General features: G+C 34.9%; 23 protein-coding genes and 4 pseudogenes. 14 read left to right on the top strand and 13 right to left on the bottom strand.

Going from position 1 to position 20657, the window contains the following annotated elements; translation table 11 throughout:
• The first annotated feature begins 110 nt into the window (after window positions 1-110).
• Complete coding sequence (locus tag NYE20_RS10060; RefSeq protein ID WP_163136403.1) at window positions 111-341, top strand: hypothetical protein; 231 nt, start codon at window positions 111-113, stop codon at window positions 339-341.
• 9 nt (window positions 342-350) lie between these two features.
• Here the strand turns inward: NYE20_RS10060 and NYE20_RS10055 are convergent, their stop codons facing one another.
• The 13 genes and pseudogenes from NYE20_RS10055 to NYE20_RS09995 all read right to left on the bottom strand — a co-directional run bounded on the left by NYE20_RS10055 (window position 351) and on the right by NYE20_RS09995 (window position 6879).
• A complete protein-coding gene (locus tag NYE20_RS10055) occupies window positions 351-746 on the bottom strand; it encodes a UPF0715 family protein (RefSeq protein ID WP_250621129.1) in 396 nt (131 codons plus the stop codon).
• Between the two features lie 40 nt (window positions 747-786).
• Window positions 787-1239, bottom strand: a complete 453-nt coding sequence (locus NYE20_RS10050; protein WP_163136407.1) for a hypothetical protein — start codon at window positions 1237-1239, stop codon at window positions 787-789.
• Window positions 1240-1270: 31 nt separating this feature from the next.
• Entirely contained in the window at window positions 1271-1918 is a 648-nt protein-coding gene (locus NYE20_RS10045) for an HIRAN domain-containing protein (protein ID WP_163136409.1), read from the bottom strand.
• Window positions 1919-1955: 37 nt separating this feature from the next.
• Window positions 1956-2192 (bottom strand): hypothetical protein, encoded by a 237-nt coding sequence (locus tag NYE20_RS10040; protein ID WP_163136411.1) that lies wholly within the window; start codon window positions 2190-2192, stop codon window positions 1956-1958.
• A gap of 34 nt (window positions 2193-2226) precedes the next feature.
• Entirely contained in the window at window positions 2227-2475 is a 249-nt protein-coding gene (locus tag NYE20_RS10035) for a hypothetical protein (protein WP_071582328.1), read from the bottom strand.
• A gap of 72 nt (window positions 2476-2547) precedes the next feature.
• Window positions 2548-2769 carry a helix-turn-helix transcriptional regulator gene (locus NYE20_RS10030; RefSeq protein WP_163136413.1) on the bottom strand — a complete coding sequence of 74 codons (222 nt, stop codon included), beginning with the start codon at window positions 2767-2769 and terminating at the stop codon, window positions 2548-2550.
• Between the two features lie 195 nt (window positions 2770-2964).
• The gene (locus NYE20_RS10025) at window positions 2965-3666 is read right to left on the bottom strand and encodes a hypothetical protein (protein ID WP_163136415.1); all 702 of its coding nucleotides are present in this window, start codon (window positions 3664-3666) and stop codon (window positions 2965-2967) included.
• Window positions 3667-3704: 38 nt separating this feature from the next.
• Window positions 3705-4106 (bottom strand): hypothetical protein, encoded by a 402-nt coding sequence (locus tag NYE20_RS10020; RefSeq protein ID WP_033885300.1) that lies wholly within the window; start codon window positions 4104-4106, stop codon window positions 3705-3707.
• Window positions 4107-4152: 46 nt separating this feature from the next.
• Window positions 4153-4587, bottom strand: a complete 435-nt coding sequence (locus NYE20_RS10015; RefSeq protein ID WP_163136417.1) for a hypothetical protein — start codon at window positions 4585-4587, stop codon at window positions 4153-4155.
• A 314-nt stretch (window positions 4588-4901) separates the two neighbouring features.
• Entirely contained in the window at window positions 4902-6119 is a 1218-nt protein-coding gene (locus NYE20_RS10010) for a hypothetical protein (protein ID WP_163136419.1), read from the bottom strand.
• Between the two features lie 81 nt (window positions 6120-6200).
• A complete protein-coding gene (locus tag NYE20_RS10005; protein ID WP_003230987.1) occupies window positions 6201-6389 on the bottom strand; it encodes a hypothetical protein in 189 nt (62 codons plus the stop codon).
• A 44-nt stretch (window positions 6390-6433) separates the two neighbouring features.
• Window positions 6434-6684: pseudogene (locus tag NYE20_RS10000) on the bottom strand (hypothetical protein).
• Window positions 6685-6702: 18 nt separating this feature from the next.
• Window positions 6703-6879, bottom strand: coding sequence for a hypothetical protein (locus NYE20_RS09995; RefSeq protein ID WP_017696861.1), 177 nt, complete (start codon window positions 6877-6879; stop codon window positions 6703-6705).
• Window positions 6880-7912: 1033 nt separating this feature from the next.
• On the opposite strand from NYE20_RS09995, the gene NYE20_RS09990 reads away from it, so the two are divergent.
• The 13 genes and pseudogenes from NYE20_RS09990 (at window position 7913) to NYE20_RS09930 (ending at window position 20653) form a co-directional block, all read left to right on the top strand.
• Entirely contained in the window at window positions 7913-8107 is a 195-nt protein-coding gene (locus NYE20_RS09990; protein ID WP_339185081.1) for a hypothetical protein, read from the top strand.
• 39 nt (window positions 8108-8146) lie between these two features.
• Window positions 8147-10021, top strand: a pseudogene (gene yonO, locus NYE20_RS09985) (DNA-directed RNA polymerase YonO); the annotation flags it as partial.
• Between the two features lie 185 nt (window positions 10022-10206).
• Window positions 10207-11109: an NUMOD3 domain-containing DNA-binding protein gene (locus NYE20_RS09980; RefSeq protein ID WP_163136425.1), complete on the top strand. Its 903-nt coding sequence runs from the start codon at window positions 10207-10209 to the stop codon at window positions 11107-11109.
• 202 nt (window positions 11110-11311) lie between these two features.
• A pseudogene (locus tag NYE20_RS09975) lies at window positions 11312-11944 on the top strand (hypothetical protein); the annotation flags it as partial.
• 262 nt (window positions 11945-12206) lie between these two features.
• On the top strand, window positions 12207-12485 hold the full coding sequence (locus NYE20_RS09970; RefSeq protein WP_163136427.1) for an HU family DNA-binding protein: 279 nt from the start codon (window positions 12207-12209) through the stop codon (window positions 12483-12485).
• Window positions 12486-13044: 559 nt separating this feature from the next.
• Window positions 13045-13216: pseudogene (locus NYE20_RS09965) on the top strand (hypothetical protein).
• Window positions 13217-14172: 956 nt separating this feature from the next.
• Window positions 14173-14364, top strand: coding sequence for a YonK family protein (locus NYE20_RS09960; RefSeq protein WP_010328101.1), 192 nt, complete (start codon window positions 14173-14175; stop codon window positions 14362-14364).
• A 12-nt stretch (window positions 14365-14376) separates the two neighbouring features.
• Window positions 14377-15594 (top strand): hypothetical protein, encoded by a 1218-nt coding sequence (locus NYE20_RS09955; RefSeq protein WP_041054480.1) that lies wholly within the window; start codon window positions 14377-14379, stop codon window positions 15592-15594.
• A 242-nt stretch (window positions 15595-15836) separates the two neighbouring features.
• On the top strand, window positions 15837-16022 hold the full coding sequence (locus NYE20_RS09950) for a hypothetical protein (protein WP_163136429.1): 186 nt from the start codon (window positions 15837-15839) through the stop codon (window positions 16020-16022).
• A gap of 41 nt (window positions 16023-16063) precedes the next feature.
• Entirely contained in the window at window positions 16064-16264 is a 201-nt protein-coding gene (locus tag NYE20_RS09945) for a hypothetical protein (protein ID WP_163136431.1), read from the top strand.
• Window positions 16265-16341: 77 nt separating this feature from the next.
• On the top strand, window positions 16342-17343 hold the full coding sequence (locus NYE20_RS09940) for a hypothetical protein (RefSeq protein WP_250621127.1): 1002 nt from the start codon (window positions 16342-16344) through the stop codon (window positions 17341-17343).
• On the top strand, window positions 17343-19091 hold the full coding sequence (locus NYE20_RS09935) for a hypothetical protein (protein WP_032721637.1): 1749 nt from the start codon (window positions 17343-17345) through the stop codon (window positions 19089-19091). Before NYE20_RS09940 ends, NYE20_RS09935 begins: the two co-directional genes overlap by 1 nt.
• Window positions 19092-19114: 23 nt before the next feature.
• Window positions 19115-20653 (top strand): hypothetical protein, encoded by a 1539-nt coding sequence (locus NYE20_RS09930; protein ID WP_163136435.1) that lies wholly within the window; start codon window positions 19115-19117, stop codon window positions 20651-20653.
• The last annotated feature ends 4 nt before the right edge of the window (window positions 20654-20657 follow it).

Below are 20657 nucleotides of genomic sequence, written 5' to 3'. Positions count from 1 at the left end.
TTAATGCTCTTTTTGTTTAAAACACTTCTTTTATCTTGATTCTTTATGCTCTCGGATTAAGACACGTAATCGTGTTAAGGTTAATGCATGACTGCATAAGGAGTGATATATTGCTAAAAGTTGCAAAAATTTCGGTTTCTTGCATTGCATTAGTCTTGTGCGTATACTCACTGTTTAATCAAAATGAATTATTGTTACTGGTTGTTCAATTGTTTGTTGCAGCCCTTTTATCAGTAGTCGGAGTTGAAGCGATATTAATCAAACAAAAACTGTCTGGTTATTTACTGTTTGGATCAGCAGCCCTCTTACTTGTTGTAAACGTTGTGAAATTCATGATTTAATTTAATGTGTTAATTTCGTAGGAATATGGAGTCCCAAAACCAATAAATAAGACCTGCAACAATACTCATAATGTAATAATTTAAGCTTCTGAATACAGTAAGAGCATTTGGCGGATAATCAACAGTCCAGAACAAAAACACAGCTAAAAAGGCTACTGCAATATAAATTAAAAAATTGTTCAAACTGAATTTTCTGGGCCTTCTTCTAAGCCACACTTGCAAAGGGACAGCAAATACCAAGTAAGTGATTAAAGCATAAAATCCTATGATGCCAATAGTGACTAATGCGATTGCCATAAAACCAGAGTAAGCAAACATATACAAGTCAAAGATTAGACCATATGACAAGCTTGAACATACCAATGTATAAGCGTAACTGTCTAACGGTTTATATAACCCCAAAATGGTACCTCCGCTATTCTTCTGTTTCTATTAAAGAATTGCTTTATGTTGAAGGATCAATTACTTCTGGTTTATTAACGTTAATTCTATAGTCTACTTCTTCTGTTCCATCAAGTTCAATTGTAAGAAGAAGGTCATAACCATCTTTAATATGTACAACTGAGTGTGAAAAGTCATCTGGAAACCCGACATGATATAAAAAATTCGCAAACTCAGTTGATCTCATTTTAGAAGGGCCAAATGTAAAGTAGTTTTCAATTAAAACAGTGTCCCCATTTAGAAAATCAACATAAGTTAAATCATCTCCAGAGTTTTCCCCATAATGAAAGTGAGTAATTTTTGTTACTTTTTTAAATCGCTTAGTTTCAGCCATCATTTTAATATCATTTATTACAACTGATGGATCATCCCTTCCCCTTACCGGTCGAAAAATAATTCTTGGCTCTTTGTAATACTTATATTCCTTAGTGAGTTTTTGCAAACTATAAATATTCATTATATTCTCCCTTATCTCTTTAAAATCGTAGTTATATTGTCTGTTTGTCTGTTTTAATCACAATTTGACACTCAATTTTATAATCTGTTTCACCGGTCTCAATCTTTGTATCATCACGGTTAACTTTATATTTTCCTCCATACAAACTTGCTGAGATTGGGTGCCTTATGCCACTCTTTAACTGATCGTAAATGTATTTCTTGCCTTCTTGAAAATCCTTTCGAGGAACATGTCCTACTTTGCAATCATTTACATAGACAGCTATAGCTTCCGGATCGTGCTTGTTGTTCTCTTCTAACCGCAATTCACAATTTGAGAAAAGGGCATTATGATAAATAAATATCGGCTCATCAAAAGTTGATTCTAGAATCTCTTTATTTGTCATACCATGATATTTCTCATCAAAGAAAAAGCTATCTTCATCCTCATTCTTGATAGCTTTCTTAATATCTTTTTGATAGTGTGATGTTCCTGCAACCTTAAAGTCTATATACTCGAAAAATGCAGACTTTTCTTCATACTTCCTTGAGAAGGCTGTTTCTTGAATCAAGATTGGGAAATTTTCTTTTTTTGATTCCACCCCTGTTTCGTTATTAATCTCAACAGTGTTAATACTATTATTTCTATTCTCATGCTGTTCATTTTTATCTTTGTTCTTGAAAAAGTTGAGTATGCCCAAATGTACCCCTCCAATTAAAATAAAAGAATGATTTTATTTAAACACCTTGAATATAGCCTGATTTGTCAATAGTCACGAGATGTTCTATATCTTCGTAATGCTCTGCATTCATAACCTCATAAATATCAATTCCAAGATTTTTCTTCAAATTGCTTTTAGCATGTAAAACAATCATATTATCTGCATTAATGCCATTAGGCATTTGTGGTACACCCGCATCTGTTTTGATTTCTACACCGTTTACATTGAAAGTTACTTTTACTGTATTTTGCATTATAACCTCTCCTATTCCCTATAAAAGTACGATTTTATTGAAACTTGGTTTCTTCATTATCCCTAACAAACTCTTGCAGCGCTTTAATAACACGCTTAGCTTGCTCTACATTTAAATGAGGAGGGAAATACTTATCTGGATGACTACTTACATCGTTATTTCCTAGAATGAAAACGCAATCCTCTTCAGCTAAAGAGCTTTTTTGAACTTTAACAATTGTTTGTTGAGTGTCTCTAAACTCTTCATATATGGCAAAGCCTCTTTCACTATAATTTTTTGGCATATTTTAAACCATCCTCTTAAATAATATGTAAATGTTTCCTATCTCTGCAACTTTAGTATACCATTTTCACCTTTAGTCATCGATATGGTTATGATCTTTTTGGAATATCAACAACTCATGCAGCCCGATGTTTAGATATGTACAGACTTTATCTAACAGCTCTCTTGGATACCGCTCCATTTCGTCATGATAAAGCTTTCTGACAGTCGGATATTCATGATCAATATCTCTGGATAGCTGCCTAATACTGATCTTCCTTTCGTCTAATATGTGTTTTAAATTTGATTTAATCAATCATCCTCACCTCTGGTTACTTTTGATCACTTAAAATGATCATTAAACTTATAATATTGGCCAAGGCTATCATTCTCCTTGACCTTGTGAAACATTAAAAAGGATAATCTTCAGGATCATCATGGTCAATCCCATATTTGCCTTTGATTTTTACGTCCCCACTTTTCGACTCATAACGAGCTTCACTAGCTGCGCTCAATGTTTTTCGTAATAATAGGATTTGACCCAATGATAATTTCTACCCTTATTTTCACACCATTCAATAAATCCCTTTGATTGTTTTTCTGTAAACAACACCCAGTCATTCAACAGATCTTGATAATAGTTAAGTGCTTCGTTATTGCTATTTCTTGTTTGTTGACATTCTACCTTGTTGTTTAACTGCAGCGACTTAATAATAAGTGCTGTATCGTCTTTAATATCGCCAAGGTACAAATCTTCGGATATATGATGAAATGAATACCAAAGTGCATTCAAATTTATATCGATTAGCGTTAGTAAGGATAATTGTTCATTGCTGCCACCAAGTCTAAGCGCATTGTGTAAGTAATCGACACGTTTTTCAGTATTGAAAAACACGCCATACCACCCATATGGCCTTGGATCTTCCGGATTACTCTTCATCCATCCCTTAAGTAAAGGCTTTAAAAGTTCCTCTTCCAAAGGATGAACGAGTACATGGTGAATATCATCTGATGTTTCAAATAAAGCAAATAGCCAACAAGCAAACTTCTGATGGGCATTATTATCCCACGTCTTTGCTTCATCAATAAAGGAAGATAATGCTTTAAAGGATTCCTTACGTAACCCTTTTTCTTTGAGGGAGCAGAACTTTTGAAATAATGGGTATTCATCCAATCTGTCACTTTTCAAGATATTAGTTAAGATATTTACCATTGCTCACATCTCTCTTCGTTTAGAATAAAGTCCATGTTTTATCGAACATCCTGAATCTTATCAATGAATGCTGAATTTTCATTGGCAAACCTTTCCCAATCCTCAAATATCATTTCTGGATAAGTCAGATAATACACAGCTTGACTGGTGAATAGCTCAGACCTGTCGCTTATATTGACATCTTCTAAAAATTGTTCATAGTCCCCTCTAAACACCCTTCCATCAAAATGTTTGTTATCACCCTTTAATTCTTTTAAAAGGAATCCATGTATCTTTTCAGATAATTCATTAAGCTCCAACTCAGAAGACAGACCTAGTGCAGTATTCAAACGACCAGATATTTCATCACTCCAGTTTAGTCTAATATCATATAACAGTACACCGAGTAATAACTTTTTATCTTCTATAGGCATTTCATTTCTGTTGATTTGATTTTTCATATCCTTCCCTCCATATGTATAAAATTGTTGTTTTATTTTGATTCACTTATAACTTTTTCAGTTGCTGTAACGTTTGTCTTGCTTTTTCTAAATAAGCATCATCATTAAAGATTCTATACAAAGTCATATAATCATTATGTTTATCAAGAATTTGGTCTACTGTTCTTGTCTCTTTGAAAATGTACTCCTTTTCAATAGCTTTTTCTGTTTCTGCATTTTTGGATACATCGCTGCTCTGTTCGATTTCCCCTGATTGCTCTAAAAGCTGAACAACGTCCATGCTAACTTTGTAATTTCTTTTGCCAAATTGGATGGTGGCCTCGCCCCAAAACATTTGATAATCAACCAGTACCCCTTGAGATCCTTTTTTCTTTAAAACTCTGTCTCCAGAAATCGTCGTGTGATTTTCTGTTAATATAACAGTACTTCCAATTAGATTATGAAGTTCTTTTTGAGACAATTTTTTAAGTGTTGTTTTCATTTTAAATATCCCCTTTTTCTATATTATTTGTATTTGTTATTTATATTATAACTTGATAATCTATAATGTTCAATAATTAAATACATATTTTTTGTATTTGAAATAGTGTTAATATTAATTGCTCATGAGGGGGTTTGGGGGTGGTGTGAGCAAAAATTGTTCAGGTGAGGAACGAACCGTTTTGAACAATTAGCAGCACCCCCATTCTCTTAATTTATTATTTAATTTATTTTTGTCTCTCTTAAAGACTTAGACGGGAAAACCCTTGGTATTATTGAGCTTTTTTTAGAGTTTAAGAGGTTTATTCTCTTTAGCTACCCATTTAACCATTCAATAAGTAGCTCCCTCATCCTTAATGAGGGTATGTATAATGTTATTTCATCACCATCTCTTATTGCAGATCTCCAAATCCATTGTACTAACTCGGATAATGCAAATGCATCTTGATCAATTGTTATTTGATATTTCTCTTTAAAATAATTATATAGAACAGTGTTAACGTATCTGTTTATTGTATACACTAAATGTTTTTTGTGCTTAAAATCATTGGTAGCTCTTGCATTACATGACACAAACCCTTTTGTATATCCATTCCCCTTTACTTTGTTTTTATGTTCTGAATAAGTCGTCCACATAGCTTCATCACTTGATGACTTAACAATGTTGTTAAAGTAATTGAATACATTGTTCTTTACCTTCTTGATCGTATACGGTGATTTATTTTTATACCAATTAGATGATAAAGAATAATCCAATTGGCCAACTGTATTCAAGTTACCTTCATATATTTTTATTTTATTTCTTAATTGAGCCTTTAGAATACTCTCATATTCAGTATTATGTTTTGTAAACCTGTATTGCCCATCTATAAATTCAGAAACGTATTTTTGATACTTGATATTGTTTATATCATAATAATATCTTTGTATTTGAGCATCAAACATGTAAGTGAGTATGTAAACTTCTTTAAACAACTTGAATATATCTGCAGGAAAATTCCAAATCAATATATTGTCTTTAAAGTACATAAGATTATTGTTTAAAGCCATATCACGGATATCATCATAGCGTGTTTCATAGTCCTTTTTTTCTTCATTCCATTTGACAAATCCGCCTTCAACATATATTAACTTTGATTCAAATAGTGTAGTTAGATCATGCTTCTTAACACGTAACTGTTCAACTACTTCCATAACTTCATCTAATATCAATGTATAGTTGCCTGAAAGGATCAGCTCCTTTGTTTCGTCATTAGCATTTTTGAATAGATTATGTGTAGCAACAATATTTTTGTTCTGAGATAAAAGTTCATGAAATGACTCAAACTTATATTGTGTTTTGTCACCTTTCTTCTTTACTTTAGGTTCATAAATTTGTTTACTGCTTATGCTCTTCTTAATGCGATCCACTTCATCCAAGTACGGTGTAATGAAAATAAAATTTTCGTCTGTCCCTGAATTATTTATCATGTCAATTGCTGCAGATGTTTTACCGCTACCCATAATAGAATCGATCACTTTAACTCTTTCCATATATTCTCCTTATATTTTAATTTTGTATTGAAAAATAAGGAACGATAATTGCCTTACCGCTCCCTTATTTATAACGCATATTTAATTATCCTTATGTTGCTGCATGATTAATACTGAATCACCTTGTTTTACTTTGCTTATCTCTTCTCTGTACTCTAAAAGGTCTTTATCAATTCTGACAGTTGCTTCTTTGATGGAGTCAATATCTTTCTTGAGCATTTCCAATTCCTTTGTCAGCTGCCGAATAGCATCCAGGAATTTTTTCTCCAATCATCTCACCTCAATGATTTAATTATACCATGAGGCCTATAAGATTAGTGAGACTTGTTTCTTAGTTTAAGGAATACAAAATAGATGATCCACAACAATATGGCAATGATACATGTGACTATGAATATTATATTGATTAGTGTTTGTGCTTCGCTGCTGAAGTAATCCTTAATGAGTTGAAACATTAAGAATAAGCCAATGAATGTGACATGGGTAAACCGTAGCGAGAATCGTTTCATGTTTACAATGTGCTTGATCATGTTATAATATGGGTAGAACTAAAGGAGAAGTTCATTCCCCTTTAGCTTAGCTCTCATCGGCGTATACGTTGGCGTTGTCTCTTTGGTCGGAGCCGCTTGCGTATACGCTTTTTCTTTTTGCTTGTCCCATTCTTTAGGTTTCTTATCTTCTCAACTATTGTTAGACTGTTGATTGTAAGAACCGTTAAAGATATGAGGAAAGCAACTATGATACCCACTTTCTCAAGCACTATGTACACCTCCTTTCCTATGACTCTATTATAACATAATTCCCGAATTTAATATACATATTTTTTATATTTGTGTTGAGATATTTGTGTGTTGATGGATGGTATTAAGATGCTTTGTGTGCTGTTTGATTGGGAAGAAATACAATTGGATTGGGAATTGATTAAGGATGCTTAGAGACGTGTTATATTGATTCTGAAAGCGTGTGAGTGTGATTAGGTTGGATGACTGGATGAATAGTGTTGTTTATATTATGTGGGAACAGATGAGGTTAGTGTAGAGTGATAGTTGGTTAGTGTAGGATATATGATTGGGTAAGATATGATATGGTGATGTATAGTGATGAGGATAAAATAAATATGTCTTCGATCCCCTCGGATTCGTTATAAATACGATTATTTTTAATGAATGGTTATTCATTTTCAAATTACTAATCAATTTATTTTTTTAAAATTAATTCTTGTGTTTGGCCTGGAATTATGTTAGCACTGTTGTAGACCTACCCAAGTCATCAAATGCACGTATAATGTTCCTTATACACGTATTACAATACCAATATATGGGGGTATATTTACATCTAATGGTAAAATTAAGGGAACGAATGTACCCATAGCACTTCCATTTCCACACCCTATTCAAATTTTCATTTTCCTAATTCCACCTCAAAATCACCCTTTTTCACATCGTAATCGCTATCGTAAAAGCCTTAAATATCAACATTTTCCCCTCTTCAAATTTACTCGATTTCTTCAATTTTTAGATAAAGCAACCACCTTCCCCTACTCTCACTTATGTTTTACGATCGTTTGTCCCCTAATCACCATTCGATACAGCAAATACCCTTACGTTTACTGGCTTTTTGAACTCTATAATATTTTTTACGATAAGCATGTTTTTAGATTACGATAATCACCCCTTCTCTATATGCCTCACAATTCATCTCAATAACCTGGAGCTGTTAACATACTAGCGAAAAAACAATAGACAAATACAAATAATATGTATATAATTATCTCATAGTGAGGAGGTGAGATAATGCAAAAGGATTCAAAGAAAGTAATGTACATGTTTAGTAATTTAATTGGATTTTTAGAGACTATTATTATTGAAGGAACTGCTTCACAAGAAGAAAACACTCTTTATGAGGACTATAAACTTTTTGGAACAATCGATAAACAGAGCTATACATACAAAAATCTTGTACATAAGTATCTAAAAAGCGACTATTAAATCAAAAAATATACATAAAAGTAATAAGGGGAGAATTTATTGAAAGGAAAAAAAGACGGTCTTAATAAACAAGTACATATTTACAGTATTGATACTTCTGCTTTTTATAATGATCAAGAAAACAAATTACATAACAAGATTTTAAAATCATATAGGTACAGAGATCATATCAAAAAACTTGAACATGTTGATAAAAAACATAAGAAGTACGTAACGCAAAGGATTATTTCCTTAAAAGAAAAGCTTTATAACGCCTTTAACGATCATATTCAAATAAGAACACTTAGAACAGATTCTCTGAAAGATAATAATGTGATTTCATTATTTGATTCAGTCTTAACTCGAACGCTGGGAATCAAAGAAAACTCTCTCTCTGAAGAGATCATGGTTGTCCAAACTTATCACTTTCAAATTTTAAGGGACATTATTGATAAAGGATTCATACATAACAATGAGAAATACGTTTATTTCACTAGCAGTGCCGGTCAAATACGAACCAAAAAGTCTTGTTTTATCAAGCAAAGCACCTTAGATAAGTATCAAAATGCTTTAACTTGTGGCCTTAGTGTGGAGCAAATCAATGCTCAAGGTGGAAGCAGCATAAACAAATGGAATAGTTACATGGCCTTATCGAATAGCGCCAGCAGTCCATGGGAAATTGATATTGATAAAGCAATTGTCGTAAATGACTTAGAAACAAATGTTTCCAGCCTGGTTGATTATATTGACCGGGATACATATGAAATCACTCGTAAGATTATGGATATTCCTATAGAACATACAGATGGTTGTGGAATGATGCTTCCTAGTTTGAGCCAGAAAAGCTTTATGGTCAGATTGCCTTGGGTTAAGGGGCTACTAGTTCCATTTGATTTTAGAAAGTTTGCTGAAAAACACAGTTCATTTATAGTTAAAGACGTCTACGGTAAAGAATGGGACATTATTAAAGATGATATCCAAATAATATTTACGAAAAGCCAGTTCAAGATGTGGAAGTACTATGATTCATGGGATGACTATCGCTCTAAATTTAAAAAGTATGGATGTCTAGGAGCTAAATTAAATGAAGAAGATCCATCTGTTGAGGGAAAACTGACTTACCAGATGCTACAAACACTCACTGATATCACAGATGAGGAATTGAAACAAATCAGCTCAAAGACTGTTAGTGAGATTACTCATTTAGGCACTGATAAAGAAACAATGATGAAAGTTTTGGGGGCTACCGAGAAAAATAAACATAAAACAAGCCTTCAAGAAGCTCTTCTAATATATCCTGAGCTGCTAAATGATGATCACACCAAAGAAATCATTAAGAATAAGAAGAAGAGTATGATTAAAGACGCTAAATCAGGAAAATTAATTGTCAGTGACGCCCGGTATACATATTTATGTCCAGATCTATATGCTTTTTGTGAAAGAATGTTTCTTGGAATTCAGAATCCGAAAGGACTGCTTTCAGGAAGCAATGTCCATTGTTCTTTATATGATGAAGGGTATATTGATATCCTCCGCTCCCCTCACCTATACAGAGAGCATGGAGTTAGGTGGAACAAAAAAGATGAGGAATATGAAAAGTGGTTTATTACCCCAGGTGTTTATACCAGCATTCATGATCCTATATCGAAGCTGCTGCAGTTTGACAATGACGGGGATAAGGCCTTAATTATTTCTGATGAGCTAATCGTCAATATTGCCATGCGTAATATGGAGAACATCGTTCCTTTGTATTATGAAATGTCTGTAGCCCAGAAACAAGAGATTAATAGCAGAAACATCTATGAAGCACTAACTCTTGCTTATGGAATCAATATCGGGGAGTACAGTAACAACATCACTAAGATATGGAACAGTGACAATATAAACCTGGACGTGATCAAATGGTTATGCATGGAGAATAACTTTACTATCGATTAAATTTATAGTCGCGTCGCATAGCGATATGCGGATGAAAAGTCAGTGAACCTAGAAAACTAGGGTGTGCATTCAGCGAAAAGTAGCGATAGGAAATGATCGTCAATGAGTGTGCTAACAGGGGAATTCTAATTAATACATTTTACATTTTTAAACAATGATATTTAAAACAAGGGGGTGACAAAGTGAAGTTTATAAATGAGGATGAGCATAAATATTTGAGTGGGATATATAAGATTGAGCAGATAAGCACCGGCTTAAAATATGTGGGGAAAACTAAGATGAAATTTATTAAGCGTTACTGGCATCACACTTGGAAGCTGAAAAACAATTCGCACTGTAATCGACATTTGCAGAATACTTGGAATAAATATGGAGAAAACGATTTCCAATTCCATGTTTTACAAACAGTTGATCCAAACTCAGATATGAACGAATTAGAAACTCACTACATAAATGAACTAGGTGCCTATTTAAATGGCTTTAACATGACCACCGGCGGAGAGGGCAAGAGTAATTGTAAGATGTCTGACTCCACCAAAAAGATTATTGGGGAAAAGAATAGGATTAATCACATCGGAAGAAAGCTTAGTGATGAGACTAAAGCCAAAATGAGTAAGGCGAGAATTGGCAGAAAGCTCTCTCCGCAGCATAAAGAAAAGCTTTTACAATCTAGAATGAATAAAAGGCATTCGCCAGAATCTAGATTAAAGATGCGTCAGTCTCATTTAGGGTCAAAAAATAAATCCTCAAAAATAAATGAAACGAAAGCACACGAGATAAAAGTTCGATTGATTAATGGGGAAAAGATGTCTGAAGTATCAAAATCAATGCGTGTTTCTTACCCCATCGTTAAATCAATATTACAGTGTAAAGTATGGAATCATATTCATGTTACTGGGTGGGACGACTTTATTCTTAAATACAAAAGCAAGAAGAAAAGCACTCTTACTCCAGAAGAAGTATTATGTATAAGAGAACTTCTTAAAAAAGGGTTATCAGCACCCCATGTTGCAAAAATATGTAACATAAAACCCAATGTTGTTTATGGAATTAAACAAGGAAGAACCTATAAAAATGTGAAATGAATGTAGAATGTATTATATGAAAACCCTGTGCCAAGCGTTTACATCATGCTGAGAAGTACTTGTAAATGAAGGTGCAACGACCATCCTTTATGGAGTAATAATAAGGTGAAATTCCTTATTATGAAGCGCTGACCATCTGTCTAGTACAGATGATGATATGGTCTATTCCCTAATAAATATCGGGAAACCGAGGGTATCAAAGTTCGCAAAAACCTTATTCATGCCCACCCGCCCTGATCATGTTGATGAGCAAATCAAAGATTACATAAAAAATAAAGTGCCCCACTTCTTCATCAATGCAAAGGATAAAGAAGAACATAGCGTAGAATCGATTAATGAAAGTACAGTAAATAAGTTAGACTCAATTATTCCTAATGAACGAATCAACTTTAACGCAGTTGCAGGAAAATTTGATTACCGTTTCTTACTTCGAAATAAAAAAGTGAAACTTGATGAAACGGTTATCAATGAGTACAAACGTCTTGACCGAAACAAAAAGTGGCTCATGAATAATGAAGAAATTAAACCAGGAGAAAAGCTATACGTCTATAAGATTATCAAACAAAGATTAATGGAAATACATAACGATGAGCAACTTATTACAGATGTTTTAGTTAAGTACCTATATAAAAAGAAGAGTAAATTCAAATCGACTTTGTGGGAGTGCTTTGGCGAACATATATTGGAAAATTTAAAGATTAACTTAAGGAATTTTAAGGCTTGTGGGAATTGCGGAAAAATGTTCAGTCCCTCTTCTAATAAATCTAAATACTGTAACAATTGCTCAAAAAAAATGATCTTAGATAAACATAAACGCTACAATAAAAAAAGATAACGACCAATAGAAAGTGCCTTGAGCCCTACTCCCCCAAGGGATACAGCATTTCTCGGCAAAAAAAGATCAACAAAAAAGCACCTTGAACCCTTGGTACGACTGGGCTGAAAGCCCCTTTTGAGATAATCGCCATAAGGGAGAAAGAAAGCTAATTTCCACATAAAAGGGTGAGTAAGTCTCCCGTTTTTTCAAAAAACCACAAACGTTACCGTAATAATACTTTAACACAAAAATAAGCAAAATCACTAGGAGGAATTAAAACATGAACAAAACAGAATTTGTTGGAGCAGTTGCAGAAAAATTAGGTGTTACTAAGAAAGAAGCTACTCCTAAAGTAGAAGCTGTATTTAATGCCATCGTTGAAACACTAGCAAAAGGTGATTCAATCAAGATTCCTGGAGTTGGCACATTTGAAGTCCGCGAACGTGCAGCTCGTAAAGGGAGAAATCCCCAGACAGGAGAGGAAATTGATATTCCGGCTACAAAAGCACCTGCATTTAAGCCGGCAAAAGCACTTAAAGACGCAGTCAAAGCTAAATAATCAGTTAATGAGGACGACAGGCAAGGCTACCTGCACGCTTTGTCACAAAGAGCTTATGCTCCTAAAAGTGGCAGAGTTGGAAGTTATGGAGGAAATTGTCGACCTCCCCTCTTTTCGCTTTTCATCTTCAACTCCGGGTTAATTAATTATAGTTATTTATTTATGGCATGGCGGTGCCGTCAATAATTAGTTGATTACTGATATTTGGGGTATCAGTTCTCGACTAATGTTCATTTATGAAGGTAAAGACTAATCTAAATGAATATTAGTGGAGATTCCTCTACAGTGTGGACTAGCTTTTCTTGATTAAACAATATCTACTCCCTTCTTTTCTGTATCATTCTGACACAAAACTGCGGCTGGTCATTGCAGTTAGTCGGATAATAGTCATTTATGAGGGTGCGAGGTTAACTCGGATGTCTGTATCTTCAGGAGACAGATAAATGGCTATTATCGGGCTAAACATGTCGGTAAGACCTTTGCTACTCAAGTTTTTAATGTAGGGTGAATCCCATCACAGTCTTACTATGGGTGACATGTAGCCTGAATATTAATTGCGGTGTATTGCTTCGGCTTGCACTTAGGGAAGGGTAGATGCGTCTCCCTTCCCTTTAAATAATGCCCTTGTAAGCTTTGATGTTTATTATGCGGTCAACAAAATTTTTCCGGGTAAACGAGTCTTTGAAATTACATACCCTCGTAAAATAAGTGATATGGTTTTGGGCGCTTGATCACCGCTCTCATTTCACAGAAAAGGATCGGTCTTGCCTTTTCATTTTCACTTAGTAACATATTCGCTATTTATTCGCTACTTTCCCTTCAAGAAACTTACCTTTCCCATGCACATACCTCCTTACACGGGTCAGAGAAAACTGTGCAAAATAAATGGCGAGCGTTTGAGACGCTTTGTTTCTCAATAAGGCGTGTAACCTGACAAGAGAGTCTGAAAATGCCATTGAGAAGGGTTATAATGGGTCTTTCCTTCTCATTATTGGTGTTTCGCCACCATAATGTGTCGAGGTTTAGAGTTAGTATTTCATTGTCTGATCGAGAGTAGCTGATTAATCCCGCGTGGGGGACACTAAAGATACCGCGATACGTCCAGCTTTGGGATTCCTTCCATTGCCGCTACTAATCAAGGCTTCACTGTGAATTCAGAGATTTTACACAGTTCTTAAATGAATTAGCTCATCTTCCAGGTGTAGAAGGAGAATCCGGTTTTCGCACAGCGATTACCGGTTTATATGCTCATGTACCATGATGTACAAGGAGTTCCTGAAGACGTTATTATGGCGTCTTTTGATATTTCGACTTACTTATAGTTTGTCAACTGCAAAGGTTTCAGTCGCTGAACCCGTAATCCGCGTAATCCCTGTCGATCTGAAGGCTTGCGTCCCAACGTTAGCTACTGAGTAGGTGAAACGGGGTTAGAATGTAATCAGAACAAGGTCATCTAAATCGTTAGATGGCCTTTTTGTGCTTGCGTTTTACTGATCAACCGGAATGTGCTTCCGAGCCTTCCGGTACGCAAGTTATCAATAATCTCCTTCGGGCGTTTCCCCAACGCCTATCCGACTTATCTTTCATCTCCTTTATATCCCCTTCTCGGACGTTACCGATGCTTCGGATCATCGGGCTTCCGAAGGAGCTTATTGTACGTAAATAGAAAATTATTGGAGGAATTTAAATGGCAAGCAAAAAAGTACATCAAATTAATGTTAAAGGCTTTTTCGATATGGACGTAATGGAAGTTACTGAACAAACTAAAGAAGCTGAATACACATATGACTTCAAAGAAATTCTTTCAGAGTTTAATGGAAAGAATGTTTCAATTACTGTAAAAGAAGAAAATGAACTTCCTGTTAAAGACGTTGAGTAAGGCGGTGACTGAATGATCGATCCTGTTCAAACTAAGCGTCACTCAGATGAAAACCTTAAAGAATGGAAAATAAGAATCTGCTCTAATAAAGACATTTATAATCTAAACTGGGAAGAAATCAAAGAGTTAATCAACAAGGAAACTGGCGAATCTAAAGGTGAATCAGCTTATAGAAAATGGTTCAACAACTTCATTGAAGGAGTTGAATACCAAAAAGAAAAGTCAGCTGAATCAAATAATTCTCTCCTTGAATTGGAACTGAAAAAGGTTGAAATCATGGAAGAGAGAAAAAAGCTTCAAGCTGTAAAGCATGAAATACATAAAAATACACGTGTCAAAGGTCGAACAGAGCTTCTATATGAAAATGTAACTGAAGCAATTGAGAAAGTAGGTACTCTCCCTCCCCCTTCCTTCTATCCATTAAATAAGAGCGAAAGAAAAAGAGCTGCTGTTCTAGGGTTTGGAGATGAACACTTCGGGAAGCAATTTAAAAGCAACAACAATGAATACAACGAACAGATTTATTTGCAGCGTATGAATCAGATTCTTTCTGAAACTGTTGAGTACATTCAAAAAGAAAATTTAGATGAGCTGGTCGTGTTAAATGGTGCTGATAGTGTTGAAGGTATGGCATTGCGCGTATCGCAATTAACTGCCCTTCAGTACGGGTTTATTGACCAAGTGATAAAATACTCTAGGTACAAAGCTGAATGGCTACTAGAACTTTCTAAGTACGTCAAAATTAAGTACATACATATCCCTTCTGCAAATCATACTGAACTAAGATTACATAATACAAATCGCTCGGAAATGCCTAAAGAAGATGTAGAGCGTATTATAGCTACTTATATCCATGACGTACTCAAAGACAATGAGCGAATTGAAGTTCCTTTATACGACGAAGGAATTGTGGATTTTAAATTACTTGAATTTGAAATTGTGGCATGTCACGGACACCAGATTAAAAACAAAAAGAATGCCATTCGTGACATCTCACAGATGAAACGAAAATTCTACGATTACATGTACATCTCCCACTTCCACCACGGAAACATGCTCACTGTAGGTGAAGCAGCCACTCATAATATCCAAGTTATACAACTCCCTTCTGTAATGGGTTCCGATGAATACAGTGACAGCTTAATGACAGGTGCCAAAGCTGGAGCAAACTTATCAATTTATGAGTCTGGCAAGGGTCGGACTATTCAGTACGATTACATATTGAATTAATAAGAAGGAGTAAAAATTAAATGAAGACAAAAAGTTTTATTAACGAATTAAGTGGTCATTGGGTTAATTTCTCAGATGAATTTAAGACGGAGCTTTCCTTAATTATTGCTGGTTAATTTCTACAACTTAGCCTAACCGAAGTGTTTGGACATTATTTTTTCAACTAAGGGAGCCTCATGTAGGCTCCTATAAACTTTGTTTAAAACTTTAATTTTAACTTAATTTATTGATGAGGATGATGAATGATGATTGAACAACTGACTAAAAACGATCTATTTGAATATTTACAAGTTCTCGCTCGGCTTAAAGAAGTTGGCTATAAATGCGATCAAGAGATTTTTGAAGCATTGCGTAGGTTTCGGATAGATTCGGCTAAAGGAAAAGATCTGATAATGTATGTAGATCCTGGTCGGGATTTTCGAGAATAGTTTTAATAGACATGGAATTAAACTCAGGAAAAAATTTAACTTTGACAAGTGTGCGATCTTCTATTAGAGCGCAAGCGATATCGATCATTGAATTTATTTTAAGTCATCGCCCTTCTAGGTTGTTTATCGATACAGCTGGCATGGGACAGGGTTTATTTGACGTGATGATTGAGGAATCAAGAGGAAGAAAAGTGCGCATTTCGAAGAGTGGAGAATTAACTTACATGGATAAAATCATTTAACTATTACAGCATATTTTTAAAGCGTCTAGTCTCTAAACTAGGCGTTTCGTAAAATATGTTTTATGGAGGTGTTATATGTGGTAGTCAAAAAAGGAAAAGAACAATTAAAATGTTTAGATTGTCTTAAAGAAAAGGATAAAATGAATGGTTTTTATAACACAAAAAACAAGTTGTACGAAAAGGTTGGAAAATTCCCGATTTGCAAAACGTGTTTAAAGAAAACGATTAACTATGATGACATGGAAACCGTATATAACACTCTTCAACAAATGGACGTAAAGTTTGATCCATTGTACTGGGAGCAAGCCATTCAGAGAAAAACAGACACGTTCAGTGCTTACATCACAATGGCCAACTCTTTAAAGCAATTCAATGGAACGTGCTGGAAAGATAGTTGTATAGAAAGTGAAGTTGATAGTATGAGTGTTGATAATACTCCCTCCCCTTCGTCAACTGATTACTCTACAGAAATTACAGATGACATGATTGATAAATGGGGATCGGGATACACTCTGGATGAGTACAAACAATTTGAACGTAAGTATGTCAAGCTCATTAGAAGCTACGGTGAGAAAACGGCACTGCATACCGAAGGTTTACTATCGTTTATAAGATTTCGTGTCAAAGAAGAGATGGCCACTGCAAGAGGTGATGTTAAAGAAGCTAAAGAATGGGGATCGCTTGCTTCTAAAGCCGCTACTGACGCTAAGATCAACGTCTCGCAGCTCAGTAAGAGTGATATTAGTGGCGGTGTGGATGTGCTTTCACAACTCTTCGAAGCAGTTGAAACTGAATTAGGCATCATCCCTCTCCTTCCCCGCCTAACCGCTCAACCTTACGATGATGCTGATTTAATCATTTGGGCCATAATCAATTATTACAGAAGACTAGAGGATAAAGAAAAAGTAGCTTATAAAGACATATATCATTTTTACGATGAGATGCTCGAAGAAGATTTCAAATCAAAGGGGCTAACTACAGAAGAAATTGAAAACTTGAAAAAAGCACGAAACAACGTTTTCCGTGACTTAGAAGATGTGTATAAAGAGCCACTTTACGACACTGGGGATGAAGAATAATGGCAAGCTACAAAAACTTCACCTCTAAGAACAATAAACATACAAAAAATCGAACAGATATTTATGAATCCTCATTTGAAACTCCAGTAAATCCCAATGATAGCTCTAACTTAATACAGAAAAACATTTCAAAATGGGCAGAATTCACCTCCTTCATTCGTTTTTATCCTGATATTTTTTATGACATGTTAAAACCCGAAGTTGGTGGAATTGAACTTGATTTATACCAAAGAGTTATGATGAGAACCCTAAGTCGCTTCCCTCAAAATTACTTCTGTATTCCTCGCGGTGGATCAAAAACCCTCACTCAAATCATGGTTGCGTACCATACAGCAATCTGCTTCCCAAATGTCACATTAGCAATAACCGCTTCAACCAAAGAATCTGCGGTTAAAATTTGGAAAGAAAAACATGATGAAATTTTAAGGTTCTATCCTTCTATTGCAGATGAAATCAAAAGCGAAAGTTTTTCCAAAGATACTGGAAGAGTTGAATTTCAAAATGGCGCAATTATCGATAACCTAGCCAATGCCCAATCTTCAAAGGGATTACGTAGAAGACGTGGCTCTCTTGAAGAATCTGCATTAATCGATAAAGATCTCTATGATGATGCCATTGAACCAATATTCAATATTCCACGAACTACAATGACTGGTGAAATTGATCCTGCAGAATTAAATGGTCAAATAAACCGTTTTTCAACATCAGGATACAAAAACTCTGATGAATACGAAAAGATTCTTACTATGGTTAAAGAAACTGGTGACTTGAAAGGCTCCTTTGTGTTTGGATCTGATTGGAGAATTCCTATCCACTTTGGTCGTCAAAAAATGTCCACGATTAATAAAGCCAGACAAGGAAACGTTACCCGTTTTCGACAAAATTACCTTTGTGATTGGATTGGTGCAAGTGACGGAGCTTTAATCAACATCAGTAAATTAATTAAAGCCAGAACTATTACACAACCAGAGCTATCTTGTCCTCGGGATAAAAACAAAAACTTTTTGCTTAATGAGTATGTTATTGGTGTAGACGTTGCACGTTCTGCAGCTGAGTCAAACAACAAAACGGCTATTATTGTTTTAAAAATTATTAGGAATAGTAACAACCTTATTAGACAAGTTCAAGTAGTTAATATCATTGAACCACCTAATGGATTAAGCTTTAAGGAACAATCCATCATGGTGAAAAGAGTATTTAAAAATTATGGCGGAAACCAAGACCTCTCACTCTCTAGAGTCAAAGCTGTTGTTGTTGATGGTAATGGAGTCGGCGGTGGATTAATCGACCGATTATTAGAAGATGTTACTGATCCTGAAACAAATGAAGAGCTTGGATGTTGGGCTACAATTAACACTGATCAAAAACCAGACGTGCCTAATTCACCTGAAGTCGTTTACAATCTAAAATCACAAGGTATAAACCAGGATATTATCACCCAGTTTTTAGACTATGTTGAATCGGGGAAGTTAAAGTTACTCAAAGCTTTCGAAGATATCAAAAATCAAAAAGACATTGCAGACGATGTTATGGTTGAAGCAGCATGTATTCAAACTCAGTTGTTTATTGACGAAGTGGCCAACCTACGGATCAAGAAAAACCAAAATTCTTTTACTGTAGAACAGGTTGTAAAACGTATCGATAAAGACAGATACAGTGCGATTGCTTACGCCTTATATTACATTGCTCAATTTTTAGAGAAAGAGGAATCCGATGAAGAGTATTCATTTGGGTTCTTTTTTAATTGAATTTTTTAATCAGGAGGTGAAAAATGGATACCCAAAAAGAGCCGTCTTATGAATATAATACTGATTTATCAAACCTGGATTCGCTATTCTTCAATACCTCAAATACTTCAGTTTCATATGATCGAGTGAAAACTTGGCTTAATAATCACAACCTTTATAACAAACAAATTCGAAATGCCTCAAAATTTCTTTATAATTCAAATGGTATTTACAGAAATGTAATTGACTACATGGTTTCGCTCCCTACTCTAGATAGAGTTGTCTATGGGAACTCAAATGATCATAGTCAATTAAAATTGGACAAACAAACATATGAAATCGCGTTAAGAAAAATAAATGACAAAAATATTGTCCGAGATTCACTTAGAAAACTAAGTCTTTACGGCACATCTTTCCACTATTTTGAATCAATTGTAGCCGACAACTTTCCTAAAACACTTAGTGATTATGAAGTTGATTCCATATCTGAAATCAACGATGCACAAGAGTTCAATTGTTCTATCCTCTCGCTCCCTATCGATTACTGTAAAATTGTCGGGAGAAAAAACTCTTCTTATTTAGTGGCTTTTGATGTCTCCTACTTTGATCAATTCACAAGCAAAGGGAGATCTTTAAAACTTAAAAGGTGGCCAAAGGAATTTAGACAAGGTTATGTTGAGCACAAAAAAGATCTCAATAAACGTTGGCTCGTATTAGACAACAATAAGACAATCACCGTTAAAGGCAGTGCTGATATGGAAGATCAATGGGGACGACCGATTGGACTAGCTGCATTTGTTGATATGGTTTATGACGATTATTTTGTTGATACAAAAAGAAACATCCTTGATGATTTGAACAGTACATTAATTTATCAAACATTGCCCGAAGGTGAAAAGAAAGGTGTTTCTTCCTTAACGCAAAAGCAACAAGAGCAACAGCACAACAGCATCAAAAATGCCTTAGTTTCTAAAGGCGCTGTCAAAGGGATAAAATTCTTCTCTTTGGCCTCAGGCACTAAGCTAGACAAACTTGAGACAAACGTTGATTTCCTTAAAGTCAAAGGTGAAGATGAATTAATAAAACGAATATCAACTAACTTAGGTTTTGCAGGTTCAGCGTTAAATGGTCAAGACGGAAATTATTCCTCTCAATCTACAAACATTGAAATGGTGTCCTCACAAATTTTCTCCTGGTTAGAACAGATCTCTAGTGAGTTTAACAAAGTCATTAATTCAAATATCATTAAGAATCCCAAGTCTTATGTTGAAGTTTACTATCTCCCCCTTACCCACGTTAACCGTAAAGAAAAAGTCCAAAATATGAAGGACTTGTACACGAGTGGTCGAGGAAGTTTAACTGCTTGGATAGCAGCTACTGGGTGGAATCCTGATGCCTACTTGTCATTAATGGAATATGAAAAAGAAGAAGGATTCGATGAGAAGTTCCCTGTTCATGAAACTTCCTACACTATGAGTAAGAATGATAAGTCTGCTGGTCGTCCTGAAGACGATATTTCTCAAAACGAGAACACCATTAAGTCCAAAACAAATAACAGTAATGGTACGCCCTCTGGCTCATGAAGGG

This window comes from Bacillus sp. FSL R5-0416 (assembly GCF_037975425.1).
GTDB classification, from domain to species: Bacteria; Bacillota; Bacilli; order Bacillales; family Bacillaceae; genus Bacillus; species Bacillus subtilis.
Note: the sequence above shows the minus strand (reverse complement) of the source record. Positions and strands in the feature narration are given on the sequence as shown.

Coding starts and splice junctions, on each gene's coding strand:
- NYE20_RS10020 (WP_033885300.1), bottom strand. CDS start 4,106: ATGAAAAATCAAATCAACAGAAATGAAATGCCTATAGAAGATAAAAAG.
- NYE20_RS10010 (WP_163136419.1), bottom strand. CDS start 6,119: ATGGAAAGAGTTAAAGTGATCGATTCTATTATGGGTAGCGGTAAAACA.
- NYE20_RS09930 (WP_163136435.1), top strand. CDS start 19,115: ATGGATACCCAAAAAGAGCCGTCTTATGAATATAATACTGATTTATCA.
- NYE20_RS09935 (WP_032721637.1), top strand. CDS start 17,343: ATGGCAAGCTACAAAAACTTCACCTCTAAGAACAATAAACATACAAAA.
- NYE20_RS09970 (WP_163136427.1), top strand. CDS start 12,207: ATGAACAAAACAGAATTTGTTGGAGCAGTTGCAGAAAAATTAGGTGTT.
- NYE20_RS09990 (WP_339185081.1), top strand. CDS start 7,913: ATGCAAAAGGATTCAAAGAAAGTAATGTACATGTTTAGTAATTTAATT.
- NYE20_RS09955 (WP_041054480.1), top strand. CDS start 14,377: ATGATCGATCCTGTTCAAACTAAGCGTCACTCAGATGAAAACCTTAAA.
- NYE20_RS10040 (WP_163136411.1), bottom strand. CDS start 2,192: ATGCAAAATACAGTAAAAGTAACTTTCAATGTAAACGGTGTAGAAATC.
- NYE20_RS09960 (WP_010328101.1), top strand. CDS start 14,173: ATGGCAAGCAAAAAAGTACATCAAATTAATGTTAAAGGCTTTTTCGAT.
- NYE20_RS09950 (WP_163136429.1), top strand. CDS start 15,837: ATGATGATTGAACAACTGACTAAAAACGATCTATTTGAATATTTACAA.
- NYE20_RS10015 (WP_163136417.1), bottom strand. CDS start 4,587: ATGAAAACAACACTTAAAAAATTGTCTCAAAAAGAACTTCATAATCTA.
- NYE20_RS10035 (WP_071582328.1), bottom strand. CDS start 2,475: ATGCCAAAAAATTATAGTGAAAGAGGCTTTGCCATATATGAAGAGTTT.
- NYE20_RS10050 (WP_163136407.1), bottom strand. CDS start 1,239: ATGAATATTTATAGTTTGCAAAAACTCACTAAGGAATATAAGTATTAC.
- NYE20_RS10025 (WP_163136415.1), bottom strand. CDS start 3,666: ATGGTAAATATCTTAACTAATATCTTGAAAAGTGACAGATTGGATGAA.